Genomic DNA, 14,794 nt, shown 5'->3' on the forward strand with positions numbered 1-14,794 from the left:
GAGGTTGTTATTTGATGTAGCCGGCTTTGGTCATTTCCCGGGTTGCCAGCTGCTGGGCGCTCTTCAACGCCTGATCGACCGAAATCTGGCCGGCAAGGGCTGCCGAGAACTGCTGACCCACCGCCGTACCAATGCCCTGGAATTCCGGGATCGCCACGAACTGGACGCCGACATAGGGGACCGGCTTGACGGTCGGCTTGGTCGGATCGGCCGCCTCGATCGAGTCGAGCGTCATCTTGGCAAACGACGCCGCCTTCTGGTAGTCCGCATTCGCATAGAGCGATTTGCGGGTGCCCGGAGGTGCATTCAGCCAGCCTTCCTTCTCGGCGACGAGGTTGCTGTATTCCTTGCTGGTTGCCCAGGCGACGAACTTCTCAGCCGCTTCGGCCTTCTGGGTACCTGCCGGGATGGCGAGGCTCCAGGCCCAGAGCCAGTTGCCGCGCTTGCCGAGGCCCTTGTCCGGGGCGAGCGCGAAGCCGACCTTGTCGGCGACCTGCGACTGCTTCGGATCGGCGACGAAGGAAGCGGCAACCGTTGCGTCGATCCACATGCCGCACTTACCGGTCTGAAACAGCGCCAGGTTCTCGTTGAAGCCGTTGGAGGAGGCGCCCGGAGGGCCGGCATCCTTCATCAGCTTGACGTAGAAATCGAGCGTGTCCTTCCATTCCGGCTGATCGAACTGCGGCTTCCACTTCTCGTCGAACCAGCGGGCGCCGAAGGAATTGGACATGGCCGTCAGGAAGGCCATGTTCTCGCCCCAGCCGGCCTTGCCGCGCAGGCAGATGCCGTAGACTTCCTTGTCCTTGTTGGTGATCTTGCGGGCAGCGTCGGCAATGAAGTCCCAGGTCGGCGCGTCGGGCATTTTCAGGCCGGCAGCGTCGAACAGGTCCTTGCGGTACATGACCATCGAGCTTTCACCATAGAACGGCGCAGCATAGAGCTTGCCGTCTACAGTCAGGCCGCTGCGGATGGCCGGCAGCAGGTCGTCGACGTCGTAGTTGGCGCCGAGATTGTCGAGCGGCAGCAACCAGTCCTGTTTCGCCCAGATCGGAACTTCATAAGTGCCGATCGTCAGCACGTCGTACTGGCCGCCCTTGGTCGCGATGTCGGTCGTGACCTTCTGGCGCAGCACATTCTCTTCGAGGGTTACCCATTCAAGGTCGATGCCCGGATTCTTCGCCTTGAAGTCATCCGTCAGCTTCTGCATCCGGATCATGTCGCCGTTGTTCACGGTCGCGATTGTCAGCGTTTCAGCCAGAACGGTGGAGCTGAGTGCTACGGAAATAAAGGCGCCGAGTGCGCCTGCCAAATAATGTCTCATGGATCCTCCCAAGACAACTCACCCCGAAACGTCAGCCATTCCTCCAAAGGTGAGCGTGGGATGCAATTTAAATGGCCAGTGGGAGCAAACTAGCGCTTGAGGAGCTAAAAACCGATACTCTTATGCAAATCTCCGACCGTAAACGATTCTGATCTCTTGCAATTGTATCAGCGCGGCCCCGCCTGACTCAGGGCCGCGACGGCCTGCATGGCTGATGAGGCGAATTCAGCGCGCCAAATGGACAATTAAAGCGAATATGGAAACGTTACCACATTTTCTTGACTCGCAATTCTCCTGCGTTTATTCGAATGTGGAAACGTTGCCATATTGGGAGGAAGCTGATGAAATCCGCGCGGTTGAACCGACTTTTCGGCGTGTCTGGAAATTGTTTTGACGTTGCTATCGATCACGGCATGTTCAATGAACGGACTTTCCTCGCCGGCATCGAGAACATGAAGACTGCCATCGAGGTGATCGCGCAAGCGGCGCCGGATGCCATCCAACTGCCGCCGGGGACGGCGCCCATGCTGCAGGCTATTCCCGGCAAGCATCGCCCGGCGCTGGTGCTGCGCACCGACATCGCCAACATCTATGGCAATCCCCTGCCGTCTCAGCTGTTTTCCGAAATGATCGACAGGGCGGTGGAACAGGGCGTTGCATTGGATGCTGCCTGTGTCGTCGTCAATCTTTTGATGCTGCCGGACCAGCCGGAAGTCTACCGCGCCTGCGTGCGCAATGTGAACAGCCTGAAACGCGAGTGCGAGATCTACGGCATGCCGCTGATGGTCGAGCCGCTCGTCATGCAGGACAATTCCAAGGGCGCCTATATGGTCGACGGCGCGATCGACAAGATCCTGCCGCTCGTGCGCCAGGCGGCTGAACTCGGCGCCGATATCATCAAGGCCGACCCCTGCGACAATGTCGAGGAATATCACCGCGTGGTCGAAATCGCCCAGGGCCTGCCGGTGCTGGTGCGCGGCGGCGGCCGCGTTTCCGATCAGGAAATCCTGATCCGCACCAAGCAGTTGATGGAGCAAGGCGCCCGTGGCATCGTCTATGGCCGCAACGTCATCCAGCATCACAATCCCGGCGGCATGACGCGGGCCTTGATGGCAATCGTCCATGACAAGGCTTCCGTCGAGCAAGCCTCGCTTCATATTGGCTGACGCGCGTCTGGGGAGGGCATGTCATGACGAAAATATTCCGCTTCGGCGTCATCGGCTGCGGTCTGATGGGGCGCGAATTCGCGAGTGCCGCGGCGCGCTGGCTGCATCTGGCCGATGTGAAGGCGCGACCGGAAATCGTCGCCGTCTGTGATACCAACGCGACGCTGCTCGACTGGTTCAAGGATCATGTACCGACGGTTCGGCAGTTCACCGCCGATTATAGGGAGCTTCTGGCCAATCCCGAGGTCGATGCGGTCTATTGCGCCGTCCCGCATGTGCTGCACCAGCAATTCTACATCGACGTCCTGAAGGCCGGAAAACATCTTCTCGGCGAAAAACCCTTCGGCATGGACGCCGCGCAGAATCGGGAAATCATGGCGGTTCTCGCCGAGCATCCCGAACTCCTGGTCCGCTGCTCGTCGGAAATGCCTTTCTTCCCCGGCGCACAGAAGGTCATCGCGCTCGCAAAAAGCGGCGAGATGGGGGATATAATCGAAGTCGAGGCGGGTTTCCTGCACTCTTCGGATATCGACCGGCAGAAGCCGATCAACTGGAAGCGTATGGCCGAGATCAATGGCGACTATGGCTGCATGGGTGATCTCGGCATGCATGTGCTGCACGTGCCGCTGCGTCTCGGCTGGCGCCCGACGACCCTGCATGCGCAACTGGTCAAGAAGGTTACCGAACGTCCCGACGGCAAGGGCGGCATGCTGCCCTGCACCACCTGGGACAATGCCACGATCAGCAGCCGCGTACGCACTGGGGATCAGGATTTCCCGATGGTGCTGAAAACCTGGCGCATCGCGCCCGGCGAATCCAACACCTGGTACATCAGGGTTCTCGGCATGAAGAAAAGCGCATTCTTCAGCACGAAGTCGCCGCGCCAGTGGCAGTGGATGGATTATAATGGCGGAGCGCAGGCCTGGAGCACCGAGGATCTCGGTTATGGCTCGCTGTTTCCGGCCATCACAGGCAAGATCTTTGAATTCGGTTTTGCCGACGCCATACAGCAGATGTGGGCGGCCTTCGTCGATGAGCTTGCCGGCGGGGATGCGAACGGTTTCGGCTGTGCGACGCCGGCCGAGGCGCAGGCGCATCATGCGGTCCTGACGGCAGCCCTCAAATCCGGTCGCGAGGACGTCGTGGTGCCGGTCGCGTATGACGGGGTGTCCGTCTGATGCAGCGCTCCGCGATCAACGCCGCCTTGCTGCGGGCAACCGAGACCCTCGAGCGCTGGCATTGGTCCCTGCCGGCATGGGGTTCCTGGACGGCGGCGGATTTTGCCGCTCATCCCGAGGCATCGGCCTATTTGCGCGCCCATCAGCTGGGTTGGGATGTCACCGATTTCGGCTCGAACCGCTTCGCCGAATGCGGCCTCGTGCTGTTTTGCCTGCGCAATGGCATCGTTGATATCTGGGGTGAGCGGACCTATGCCGAAAAGCTGCTCTTCGTCGAGGAAGGGCAGCTTACGCCGACCCACCGTCATGCGGCGAAGATGGAAGACATCATCAATCGCGCCGGCGGCGATCTCGTCATCGAATTCGCCGCAACCGACGCCGATGGCAATGTGCTGACGGAGGATGTGACGGTTCCGGTCGACGGGCTGCCGCACCGGCTCGCGGCATGGGAGCCGCTGATTCTTGAGCCTGGCCAAAGCGTGACGATCCGCACCGGGCTTTACCACCGCTTTTACGGCAGGAAAGGGGGCGGACCTGTCCTTGTCGGCGAGGTCAGTCAGGTCAACGACGACAACAGCGACAATTTCTTTCTGGAACCGATCGGGCGCTTTGCCGCGATCGAGGAAGATGAGCCGCCGCTGAGACCCTTGTGGAATGAAGGAGTCAGCTGATGCGAGCCGGGGAGGAGGTTTGCGATCGCGATAGTCAGAAGCACGGCGGCATCGTCTGCGCGGGAAACTTCATCGTCGATCGCGTCCACACCCTGTCCTATTGGCCAGAACAGGGCAACCTCGCGCATATCCTGCACCAGGATCTGGGCGTGGGCGGCGGGGCGGCCAATGTCGTCACCGATCTGGCCTCGCTCGGATTTCCCGGAAAGCTGGCGGCGGCGGGATGCATCGGCGCTGATCAGGACGGGGAGATCGTCAAGGCCCGCCTTACACTTGCCGGCGTCGATGTCGGTGGGTTGACCGCGCTTGCCGACCGGGTGACGGCGCATACGCATGTCATGAATGTGCCCGGCCAGAACCGCACCTTCTTCTATCATGGCGGCGCCAACGATGCCGTCACGGATGAGCTCGTCTCACCAGCCGCCTTCGCTGAGGCCGGCTATCGGCTGTTCTATCTCGGTTATCTCATGCTGTTGCCGGGTCTCGACCGCATCGGCCCTGACGGTCGTTCGGGAGCGTCGCGCCTGCTGGAGGCTGCGCGCCGCGCCGGGCTCACGACCTGCGTGGATTTCGTATCGAGCGAAGACCCGGAATTTGCGTCCAAGGTCGGCGTCGCTCTGCCCTTCTGCGATTATCTGATCATCAACGAGATGGAGGCGGGTCGGGCAACCGATGTTGTCGTTCGCGACGCGAAGGGAGATTTGATCGAGGCGGGGCTTTTGGAAGCGGGCGAGCGCCTGCTTGCCGCAGGCGTCACCAAAGGCGCGATCATCCATGCACCGGAAATCTGCTTCTGGTTTGCATCAGGCGCTTCCCCGATCATGACGCGTTCACGACCCGTCGATCCTGATGACATCGTCAGTACGGTCGGCGCAGGAGACGCCTTCTGTGCCGCCGTGCTCTACGGTCTGCATGAGAACTGGCCGGTCGAGCATATTTGCGCCGTCGCCCATGCTGCCGCTGCGCATTGCCTCGCGGGTGCGACGGCCACCGATGGCATCCCCGACATGTCTGTGCTCCTTCCAGAGGCGCAGGAGGCGAGCCCGCAATCCGCTTAGCCCATTGGTGTCGCCTCAGGAGAGGGCGGTTCCAATAACCATCCAGTCAGAATGGAGGAGCAGACATGAAGCTATTCACTATGGCAGCCGCGCATGGCACCCTTGCCGGCGCAGGTCCGAGTGGGGAGGCAGTACGATGACCCATACGGAAACGGCGCGGCTCTCGGGCAAGGTGGCATTGGTCACAGGGGGAGCGAGCGGTATCGGCAAGGCCGTATGCGAACGCTTCGCCGCCGAAGGCGCCAGGGTTGTCGTGGCGGATCTCGACGGTGAACGATGCGCACGGGTGGCGGAAGCGATCGGTCCGCATGCCTGGGGTGTGGCGCTTGACGTGACCAGCCAGGACAGCATCGAAGAAGCTGCACGCTTCGCCATCGCCACTGCCGGTCAGATCGATATCCTGGTCAATGCCGCAGGCATTTACGAGGTCGAGTCCATTCTGGAAATATCCCGGGAGCGCACCGCTAGGGTATTTCAGGTCAATATCGAAGGCGTGATTTTCATGACACAGGCCGTTGCCCGGCACATGGTGGAGAGAGGGGAAGGTGGACGCATCATCAACTTCTCGTCCCAGGCGGGGCGTCGGGGCGAAGGACCTGCTGTGGCTTACTGCGCATCCAAGGCGGCGGTCATCAGCATCACGCAAAGCTGCGCTCTGGAGCTGATCCGTTACGGCATCAACGTCAACGCCATCGCTCCCGGTGTCGTCGATACGCCGATGTGGGACGTCGTCGATGCAAAACTCGGCAGCCGGGAAGGTTTGAAACCCGGTGACGTCAAGCGCCGCGTGGCTGCCGCCGTTCCCGCCGGACGATTTGGCGCTCCCCAAGAACAAGCTGCAATGGCTGCCTTCCTGGCCGGGCCTGATGCAGCATATATCGTGGCGCAGTGCTACAATGTCGACGGCGGCAATGTCATGAGCTGAGCGCTTGAGCCGCGTCGCGGGTGCATCATCCTACAAGGCGGCTTCATCAGCACGACCGGCAATCGAACTTTAGGTCTGGGGGAGTGGAATGAAGGCTGTACGCTTGGAGTCGATCGGGTCTTTGACCATGCGCAACGTTGAGAAACCGGTTGCCGGGCCAGGCGAGCTGCTTATCCGGGTGGCAGCAGCCGGCATCTGCGGTTCCGATCGCCACATGTACAAGGGCGAATATCCGACAGCGATCCCCGTCACGCTGGGCCACGAATTCTGCGGCATCGTGGAAGAGATCGGCGATGGTGTGACACGGTTTAGCGGCGGGGAGCTCGTGACGGTCGACCCCAATATCGCCTGCGGCATCTGTCCGGCTTGCACGCAGGCGCGGCCGAACCTGTGCGAGAGCTTGACTGCCATCGGCGTGACGCGGGATGGCGGCTTTGCGGAATATGTGGCGGTGCCGCATGCGCAGGCCTTCGTGTTGCCGGCCAACCTCGATCCCGTTCACGGCGCCTTCAGTGAACCGCTGGCCTGCTGTATCCACGCCATCGACAAGGCAAGGATCCGTGCGGGTGAAAGCGTCGCGATCCTCGGCGGGGGCGTGATCGGTCTGCTGATGGTGCAACTCGCCCGCCTGGCGGGGGCGAGCGAGATCATTTTGATCACGCGCCAGCAGTCGAGACGCCAAACCGCTTTGCGCCTGGGGGCGACACATGCCTTCGACCCGGCCTCCTCCGACACGATCGCTTCCGTGCGAGAGGTTACCAAAGGCGGCACAGACGTGGTCATCGAGTGCGCCGGCGTGCCCGATACGCTTCAAAGCGGTCTGAGGATGGCGCGGCGCGGTGGCACATTCGTGCTTTTCGGGGTCACGCCGGCAGGTGTCGAGGTGCCGGTTCTGCCCTTCGATCTGCTGGTGAACGAAGTCGATATCAGGCCGGCCTACCTCAATCCTTTCACCCATTCGCGCGCTGCTGCAATGGTAGCAAACGGGGCATTGGAGCTGGACGCGCTGGTCACCAAAACCATCGGTCTCGAGGAGGTCGCCGACGTGGTGGGCAACGTGCCATTACCGGGCGAGATCAAGGTCATCGTCCGACCCTAGCTTCGCCGCGCCACTCTGATCCGCACCGCCTGCTCAGCTGCGGATGGGGCCGGTGGAATCGCGCTCGATCAGCGTGACCGGCACCTTTACGATCGCACCCTGCCGAGATGCGTCCCCTGTCTGGTGCTCTTCGATCAGCGCTTCCAGTAACCGTGCTGCTTGCTGCCCGACATCGCGGATCGGCTGCGCGACCGTTGTCAGCCGCGGAAAGACATAGGCTGCCTCCGGCAGGTCGTCGAAGCCGACGACCGAATAGTCGTTCGGAACGGAAAATCCGCGATCCTGGACGGCATGGATTGCGGCAATCGCCGAAACGTCGGTTGTGCCGATGATCGCGGTGACCTCAGGTCGAGACGCCAGCAATTCTCGCGCCAGTCGGTAGGTTTCCGCAAAGCTGTGCTCTTCCGCCATCGCCACGATGGCAGGTGCGATGCCATCCTTGGCCATTTCCGCCGTGATGCCCTGAAGGCGAAGCTGGATAGGTTGGCTGTGTGCCGGCGCGCCGACGATGGCGATCGCCCGGTGGCCGAGGTCGATCAGATGGCGCGCCATCAGCCGTCCGCCTTCCGCATGATCGGCCATGACAGCGTCGTCGGCGATGCCGCTCAGCTCACGGTCGATGGCGATGATCGGTATACCGGCATCCCGCAGCACCCCGAAATGCTCGATGCTGCCGAAGGCGCTTGCGACGATGACACCGTCGACGCGCTGGGCAAGCAGCATGGAAATATAGCGCGCCTCGTGATCCATATTTTCCGCCGTGCTGCAGATCAGCGTCTGATAGCCGTGCTGAAACAGTTCCTGTTCGATGGCATGGGCGAGGATACCGAAGAACGGCACGTCAATCGACGGCAGCATCAGCCCGATCATCCGGCTTGGTGCACCGCGCAGCATACGGGCACCCTTGCTGGGTGTGTAGTTCAGTGTCCGGATCGCCGACTCTACGCGATGCCGGAGCTCAGGCGAGGCGTAGCCGCTGTTGTTGAGCACACGCGAGACCGAAGAGACCGACGTTCCTGCAAGTTTGGCGATATGTCTGATGCTGGTCGTCACGGCCCGCATTTCTCTCTTTGTGCAGCACTGAGCGTCTTTGCAGCTGCGCAAAGGACGCTGCAGCAGTTTGAATGCTGCACAACTTATCCTTAAATCGATTCCGATCTAAGCAATTCGTACGCCACAACCAAGCCATTTCGAATGAATGGCTATTCGGCATGGACACCTGATGAACGACACAGTCATCCTTTTTCACGGCATTGCCCGGACGAAGAAAAGCATGGAGAAGCTCGCAGCCTTCCTGTCCGGGAAGGGGTATCGGGTTGCGAATGTCGGTTACCCCTCCACCAGGTTTTCGATCGGCGACCTTGTCGACATCGTTCGGCCGCAGATCGACGCGGCTGTGCAGGAGGCAGGCGACGGCCGTGTGCATTTCATCGGTTATTCGATGGGTGGGCTGCTTATCCGTGCTTTTCTCCGGAACCATCGCCCGCCGAAGTTGGGAAGAGTGGTCATGGTCGGAACGCCGAACAACGGCAGCCAGATCGCCGATTTCCTCAAGACCTGGCCGCTCTACAGGAAGTTCTATGGACCGGCAGGGCAGCAGCTGATTACCGATCAAACCGCAATGACCAAGCTGTTCGGCACGGTCGATTACGAACTTGGCATCATCGCGGGGAACCGGACCATCGACCCGGTCTCTTCCCTGATCATCGGCCTTAGAATTCCGAATGATGGAAAGGTGTCGGTGGAGAGCACACGCCTCGACGGCGCCGCGGCGCATATCGTCATTCCCGCCAACCACACTTTCTTGCCGGTCAACAAGATCATGTGGAGGCAAGCCCTGTCGTTTCTGCAGGATGGACGGTTCGCAAGCTGAACACCGACAGTTGCCTCATCGACAGTTTCAAAACGCACAGCGTGGGCTGACCTCACCGTTGAACGATGAGGTCCTGCTTGACCTTTGAAATCAGCAGGCGGGAGCCGTCAGCGGTGAAGTGCCCGTAGTCGAATTGCACCGGGTCCCCGCTTTTTGTCCACACGATGCAGTCGGGATTGCACATGGTCTTATAGGTGGAGATGTACATTGCTCCGCTTCCGGCCAATGCGTCGTGAATATCTACACCGATGCGCTGCCGAGGCGCCAAATGATCGGCGGCATGAAATGGCTGCTTCTCATAGAGACTATGAGCGAGCAGCCGCGGCAGGGAAGATTTATATTCTGCCACTGGTCCGAAGACGACGATCTTTTTGGCAAAGGGTGAGAGGTAGTCCACCGTCTTTCTGATGAGTTTGACGTCATCTTCAGTCCAGCGTCCGGCCAACACGAGAACATCGACCTTGTGGCTCGGCAAAAACTCTTTGAAGACGTAGTTCATGAGGTCTAGGCAGCGCTCTTCGCCTTCGGCTTCAAGAGTAGGACGGCATCCTGATGCGTTAGCTTGAAGGACGTTGGTCCCCGGCAGCGTTTTCAAGCCCGGATATAGGTGCGCAGCGTGACTATCACCGATGAGCGCTATGTTTTGCTGACTATTTGAGAGAGCCAAGCAGGTATCACGATCGTATTTTTCGATACCGTCGTTTGACGTAAGGAAGCATTTTCCACTGCGGAAGGCTTTCGAGGGGTCGTAATCGGCAAATTCCGCCACCCGCTCAACGAGCTTGTTGTCGTCCTTCATTTGATCGGCGGCGAGTTGCCCGACGAATGCCAGCATTGCTACGGAAGCAATTGAGGCAGCCCCGGCGGCCACGGACACCAGAGGCCGGTATCGCATCGTTCGGAAGGGCGTTTCGATAAATCGCCACGAGAAATATGCGACGACAAAACTCAAAGCGACGGGCACCAATTGCCAGCCATGCTCCCACGCCCCGTACTGGTTCGAAAACACCCAGATCGGCCAATGCCACAAATAGAGGGAATACGAGATCAAACCTATCGAGGTGGCGACCCTCAATGATAGAAGCCTGCTGACCAGCGTGCCTGGACCCGCCCAGATGATAAGAGCCGTGCCTGCCGTCGCGGGTAAGGCCATTAGCCCTGGAAACTCAGAGGTTTTCGACAACAGCAGCGCGCTGAGGCCGATCGCCAAGGCGCCGATTGCCGAAAGCGCATTATTGATCCGCATATCGGAAAATTTCGTCAATGCCGGTGCTGCGATGAGGGAGCCTACCAGCAGCTCCCACGCGCGATATTGCACAAGATAGAAAGCTGCAGAGCGGTTGATTGGAACAGCGATGATGGAAGCAATGATGCTGACTGCGAAAAGTCCCGCAATGGCTATCCCGGTTGCCCTGCGGCCATAACGGCTCGCTGCCATGACGATCAGCGGAAAAATGACGTAGAACTGCTCTTCGACCGACAACGACCATGTGTGCAGGACCGGATTGAATTCCGCGGAATCATCGAAATATCCAGTCGTCAAATAGAAATAGGCATTGGAAGCAAAGAGCGCGGAGGACGTCACTGACTTGAAGACCCGCAGGCTTTCGTCAGGCAGCATCGTAAAATACGAAACCGCCATCACGACAGCATACATGGCCACGACAGCGGGAAGAATTCGTTTGGCCCGACGGCTGTAGAAGTTGCCGATCGAAAATCGGCCATCGCTTACTTCGGCGAGGATTATTTTTGTTATCAGGAAGCCCGATATCACGAAAAAAATGTCCACCCCGATAAATCCGCCGGGGAGAATGCGATCAAATCCGCAGTGATAAAGAATCACAAAAATGACGGCTACGGCTCGCAGGCCGTCGATATCTTGACGATGCGTAATCATTGTCGGCCTCGGTGTTTGGCCTCCCGGGATTTCGTAACGTGAGACCGATCAATATGCAACCAGAGTCATGGTAAAATGAAAACAACTCGCCTTAGAGGCGCTTTCGGCCCAGAGATAGAGGCCCAGCGAGCGAGCGCAAGGTCATCTATGTTTTCGAGATAGTGTTTTTTTTACCACTGGTCCGATGGCGCCGACGAGGAGAAGAATGGCGTCCATCAACTCAACAGTGATTGACTAAACAGCTGCCTTTCAACGGTCCCCAACTCAGGCCACAGAAGAAGACTGACGGGCGATTAAAATGAGCTGCTGAAACGCAGCGGCGGCGTTGCCAGAACGCCATGCAGGAAAAATCGGGCGAACATGTGACGAGCCCGGTACCGGCCGATCCTCGACCCGAGATGCAATGCGACTTCAACTCGCTGCGAGGGCGTCGGCTGGTTGAACGCGATAATCGGGGCGGACTGTCTCTATTGGTCTATGTGCAGAGATTCTCAGCGGCCGTTCAGGTGAAGATAATTTTCAGATATTCAAACATCCGCCACACCGTCGCTCACTATTGTCAGCGACAAGCGTATCGAAGGAAGATCTGATGCCCGCCATCTTGCGAAAGAAAATTCATGGAGCATCCACACGGGGGCAGGTCATCGACGGTGCTGAGGATATCGGCGTCGCTTATCAGGTGTTTTCCGACACGGTGGTCGAAGACGTGGTGGTCAAGAACTCTCCGCGCGGCTTCAAATTTCACAACGGCAAGAATCTTGTCGTAAGGCGCTGCGAAACAGAAAATGTGAACGGCGACGGCATTTACCTTACGATGACGTCGAATGTTTTGCTGGAAAACAACCGCGTCGGCGCAGCGCCCGGCCAAGGAGCGGATTGTTGCCAATTCGCCTACGAAAACAAAGATAGCTATATAAGTTCCAATGTGGTGGTCCGGGGCAACCTTCTTTTACAAAGACCGACCAGCACCTCGAACAAGGGGGCGCTGGTTTGCGGCAGGACCCGAAACTACCTCGTTGAATATAATTTCATCGGCGGGAAGAATTTTTCTTTTTCATCGATCGGCGACGACGCCGTCGTGCGCAGTAACATCATGCGCGACGGCAGGATGAACGATTATTCCTTCGGTTATGGAGTTGGCGATCAAGTCAGCCATGCCGGCCACCATGTTTATGACAACAGGATCGAGAACAGCAATCGCGGCGTGAGTTTGAGCGGTTATTCCGATCAGAATCTGGCATTTCGCAAAGATATGAATATCCACGATAACGTCATCAGCGAATGTGACATCGCTTTTTTCGCCAATCGACCATGGTCCGGAAGCTTTCGGCGCAACATATTCCTGCGGTGCAAGCAGGGCATTCTGCTGAAGGGAAACGGGGAGGCGACTGCGGGGGACATTGACGGCAACTATTTCAATGACGGCAGCTTTCTGAACGTCACTCCGCCGCCGCTTCGCGTCAAACCCGACGGAAAGGCTTCCGTTTCTTCAGGTGAATGGACATCCGAGCCCGACGAAATCCGCATCCAGTGGCGTAACAAGGGGATCGATATACCGGGCGCAAACCGGCCATCTATAACGGTCGAAGCCGGCATGGAACTGTCATGCGTCTTGCTGGCCCGCAAGGAGCAGAATTGGATGTTGGCGATCGCTGAGACTGCTTATGACGATTTCACGCCGCGTGCGTGGCAGGAAAACATGCTGCCCTGGCAGAAGCGGTATTTCTCGATTTGAACGGCTGCTCGCATGCCCATCCGGCGGCCGACGATATTGACCGATGCGACAAGAAGGACGGAATGAGGCGCTCTATCGCCAGACGTCGAACACACCCTCCCTCAAGGCTGGCGTTGATTCCGGTTTGTTCGCAACCTGGGACGCAGTTCCGAGAGTGCGATGACCATATGTGGCCAGCAAATGAAAGGTGCCAGCATCATGCCTGCCTCGGTCATGGCTCCAAGCATGATGAGGATGATGATAACAATCTCCTTTCGCCTGGCGCCGGATTCTGCCGGATCGGGGTCGACGATTGTCATCTTCCGGAACACGCGGGTCAGCGCAAACAACGTCCATGCGGTAACGCCTGGAATGCCGATATTGAGCGCTAGCTCAAGATAGGTGTTATGGGTCGATCGTGCATCGAAGGTAACCTTGACGTACTCTTCCATGACATCGGGCTGACGAAACATCGCAAACCCATAACCTGTTAGGGGCCTATCCCAGATCAATGGCAATAGCTGTTCCCAGATATTGGTGCGACCGGAGAAAGTAATATCTTTGCCGAATGCTTCTGCAACCGCTGAAGCCACGCCGAGGTAAACGAAGCTGGCGCCGAACCCGATGATCACGAACAACAGGAAAACGACGAAGGAACGAAAAAGGCGGTTCGGGTAAATGTGAATAACGCGAATGCCATACAGCATCATGCTGCCGAACATCGTCAAGACGACAGCCGTCGAGGACTTCGTTGCCACAATCAAGGCGAGAAGGCAGAGCATTGCAGCCCAGCGTACCAGGGTACTGTAACGAAGCCGGCCGAATTTCTCCGTCGATAGCAGACAGACAAAACTGACCGAGCAAAACTGCCCCAACGTGTTCTTATGATAAAATGCGCCTTTGACCATGCCCGCATAGCTGCCACGCATGATGGCGAATTGTGGGAAAGCTGCTGTGTAGAGAACGTTGATGAATGCGGCGGCAATCGCAAAACGCCCGAGGACTCGGAAGGCTTCGACATTGCCGTAGCGCGCGCGGTACAGAAGAGGCGGGATGGCGAGAACGATGACCGCAGCCAATCCCTTTAAGGATGCGGTCTTGTCGATGGAGAAGACGATCGATGTCAGGCAGGAAATGCCGACAACCACGATGAACGGCGAAAACCTTGAAAAGACCCGTAGGAACTGTTTCTGTTCCAACAGAAAATATAATCCTGACAAAGGGATAAGGCCGTAGAGCAATATTTTCATCGGCAGCGGGTCGACCGCGGCGCCGTCGTCGAAGTTTGCAGGCAGGCCGTACCACATGCCTGTCGCCCGCCATAGAGACGCGTAAAATGCTATCGTAAGGACCAGCTTTGCCAGCACATCGCGCCGGACGCGCCACCGAGGCACAGACTGCCGGTGGTAGCCCGCCGGATAGTGGTGTCTTGCCAAAGCTGCATTTTCTATCGTCATCAAGGGCTCATATAAATCAATCTGCAGAACCCCGGCTGTTCGCCACGATCAAGGCGATGCCGGTATTCGATTGAACGGAGGCGGGAACTGATCTGCGCATCCTCGGCTTCCGCTCGCGAAGAACGAATTCGTTTTTGGCGGTTTCGATAACGTCGTCCTAGTTTCCCAAACTGCCCGTTTCGGTGGGCGATCTGGCCAGGGCAATTTGACCAGTGGCCCCAAGCTTCTCGAGGCGGCACGTCTCACTTCGCCATGCGGCGCGACTTTAAGCGAACTCATTCCGCGAATCCAGCCGATATAATCATGTCATCATGTCGCGCCGTTAACCATCCGATCGACTCTGGACTATTGGCACTACCCAGGCGATTTTACGGCGCACCCAATTTTCGGAACCAAACATCGGCTCCGCCGTTGAATGCGATGTCCAACCGTGTC

The 14,794-nt window shown here is 58.5% G+C and carries 12 protein-coding genes; 8 read left to right on the forward strand and 4 right to left on the reverse strand.

Annotated elements, in window-relative coordinates; translation table 11 throughout:
- Positions 1 to 7: 7 nt before the first annotated feature.
- Positions 8 to 1,321, reverse strand: coding sequence for an ABC transporter substrate-binding protein (locus K6N12_RS16965; protein ID WP_222134984.1), 1,314 nt, complete (start codon positions 1,319 to 1,321; stop codon positions 8 to 10).
- Between the two features lie 341 nt (positions 1,322 to 1,662).
- Here K6N12_RS16965 and K6N12_RS16970 point away from each other — a divergent pair, with 341 nt between their 5' ends.
- The 6 genes from K6N12_RS16970 to K6N12_RS16995 all read left to right on the forward strand — a co-directional run bounded on the left by K6N12_RS16970 (position 1,663) and on the right by K6N12_RS16995 (position 7,418).
- A complete protein-coding gene (locus K6N12_RS16970; RefSeq protein ID WP_018072509.1) occupies positions 1,663 to 2,487 on the forward strand; it encodes a class I fructose-bisphosphate aldolase in 825 nt (274 codons plus the stop codon).
- A gap of 23 nt (positions 2,488 to 2,510) precedes the next feature.
- The gene (locus K6N12_RS16975) at positions 2,511 to 3,665 is read left to right on the forward strand and encodes a Gfo/Idh/MocA family protein (protein ID WP_097623840.1); all 1,155 of its coding nucleotides are present in this window, start codon (positions 2,511 to 2,513) and stop codon (positions 3,663 to 3,665) included.
- A complete protein-coding gene (locus K6N12_RS16980) occupies positions 3,665 to 4,336 on the forward strand; it encodes a D-lyxose/D-mannose family sugar isomerase (protein ID WP_097623841.1) in 672 nt (223 codons plus the stop codon). Before K6N12_RS16975 ends, K6N12_RS16980 begins: the two co-directional genes overlap by 1 nt.
- Positions 4,336 to 5,394, forward strand: a complete 1,059-nt coding sequence (locus K6N12_RS16985; protein WP_097623842.1) for a carbohydrate kinase family protein — start codon at positions 4,336 to 4,338, stop codon at positions 5,392 to 5,394. The genes K6N12_RS16980 and K6N12_RS16985 overlap by 1 nt, the downstream gene beginning before the upstream one ends.
- Positions 5,395 to 5,530: 136 nt before the next feature.
- A complete protein-coding gene (locus K6N12_RS16990) occupies positions 5,531 to 6,319 on the forward strand; it encodes an L-iditol 2-dehydrogenase (protein WP_097623843.1) in 789 nt (262 codons plus the stop codon).
- An 88-nt stretch (positions 6,320 to 6,407) separates the two neighbouring features.
- Positions 6,408 to 7,418: a zinc-dependent alcohol dehydrogenase family protein gene (locus tag K6N12_RS16995; RefSeq protein ID WP_097623844.1), complete on the forward strand. Its 1,011-nt coding sequence runs from the start codon at positions 6,408 to 6,410 to the stop codon at positions 7,416 to 7,418.
- 33 nt (positions 7,419 to 7,451) lie between these two features.
- Here the strand turns inward: K6N12_RS16995 and K6N12_RS17000 are convergent, their stop codons facing one another.
- Positions 7,452 to 8,471, reverse strand: a complete 1,020-nt coding sequence (locus tag K6N12_RS17000; RefSeq protein ID WP_097624163.1) for a LacI family DNA-binding transcriptional regulator — start codon at positions 8,469 to 8,471, stop codon at positions 7,452 to 7,454.
- A gap of 169 nt (positions 8,472 to 8,640) precedes the next feature.
- Between K6N12_RS17000 and K6N12_RS17005 the strand changes: the two genes are divergently transcribed.
- A complete protein-coding gene (locus K6N12_RS17005) occupies positions 8,641 to 9,291 on the forward strand; it encodes an esterase/lipase family protein (protein ID WP_097623845.1) in 651 nt (216 codons plus the stop codon).
- A 52-nt stretch (positions 9,292 to 9,343) separates the two neighbouring features.
- Here the strand turns inward: K6N12_RS17005 and K6N12_RS17010 are convergent, their stop codons facing one another.
- On the reverse strand, positions 9,344 to 11,188 hold the full coding sequence (locus K6N12_RS17010) for an acyltransferase family protein (protein WP_131711070.1): 1,845 nt from the start codon (positions 11,186 to 11,188) through the stop codon (positions 9,344 to 9,346).
- A 589-nt stretch (positions 11,189 to 11,777) separates the two neighbouring features.
- Here K6N12_RS17010 and K6N12_RS17015 point away from each other — a divergent pair.
- Positions 11,778 to 12,923, forward strand: coding sequence for a right-handed parallel beta-helix repeat-containing protein (locus K6N12_RS17015; protein WP_097623846.1), 1,146 nt, complete (start codon positions 11,778 to 11,780; stop codon positions 12,921 to 12,923).
- 101 nt (positions 12,924 to 13,024) lie between these two features.
- On the opposite strand, the gene K6N12_RS17020 is transcribed toward K6N12_RS17015, so the two are convergent.
- The gene (locus K6N12_RS17020; RefSeq protein WP_097624164.1) at positions 13,025 to 14,359 is read right to left on the reverse strand and encodes an O-antigen ligase family protein; all 1,335 of its coding nucleotides are present in this window, start codon (positions 14,357 to 14,359) and stop codon (positions 13,025 to 13,027) included.
- Between the last annotated feature and the right edge of the window lie 435 nt (positions 14,360 to 14,794).

It is taken from the genome of Rhizobium redzepovicii (assembly GCF_019793435.1).
GTDB classification, from domain to species: Bacteria; Pseudomonadota; Alphaproteobacteria; order Rhizobiales; family Rhizobiaceae; genus Rhizobium; species Rhizobium redzepovicii.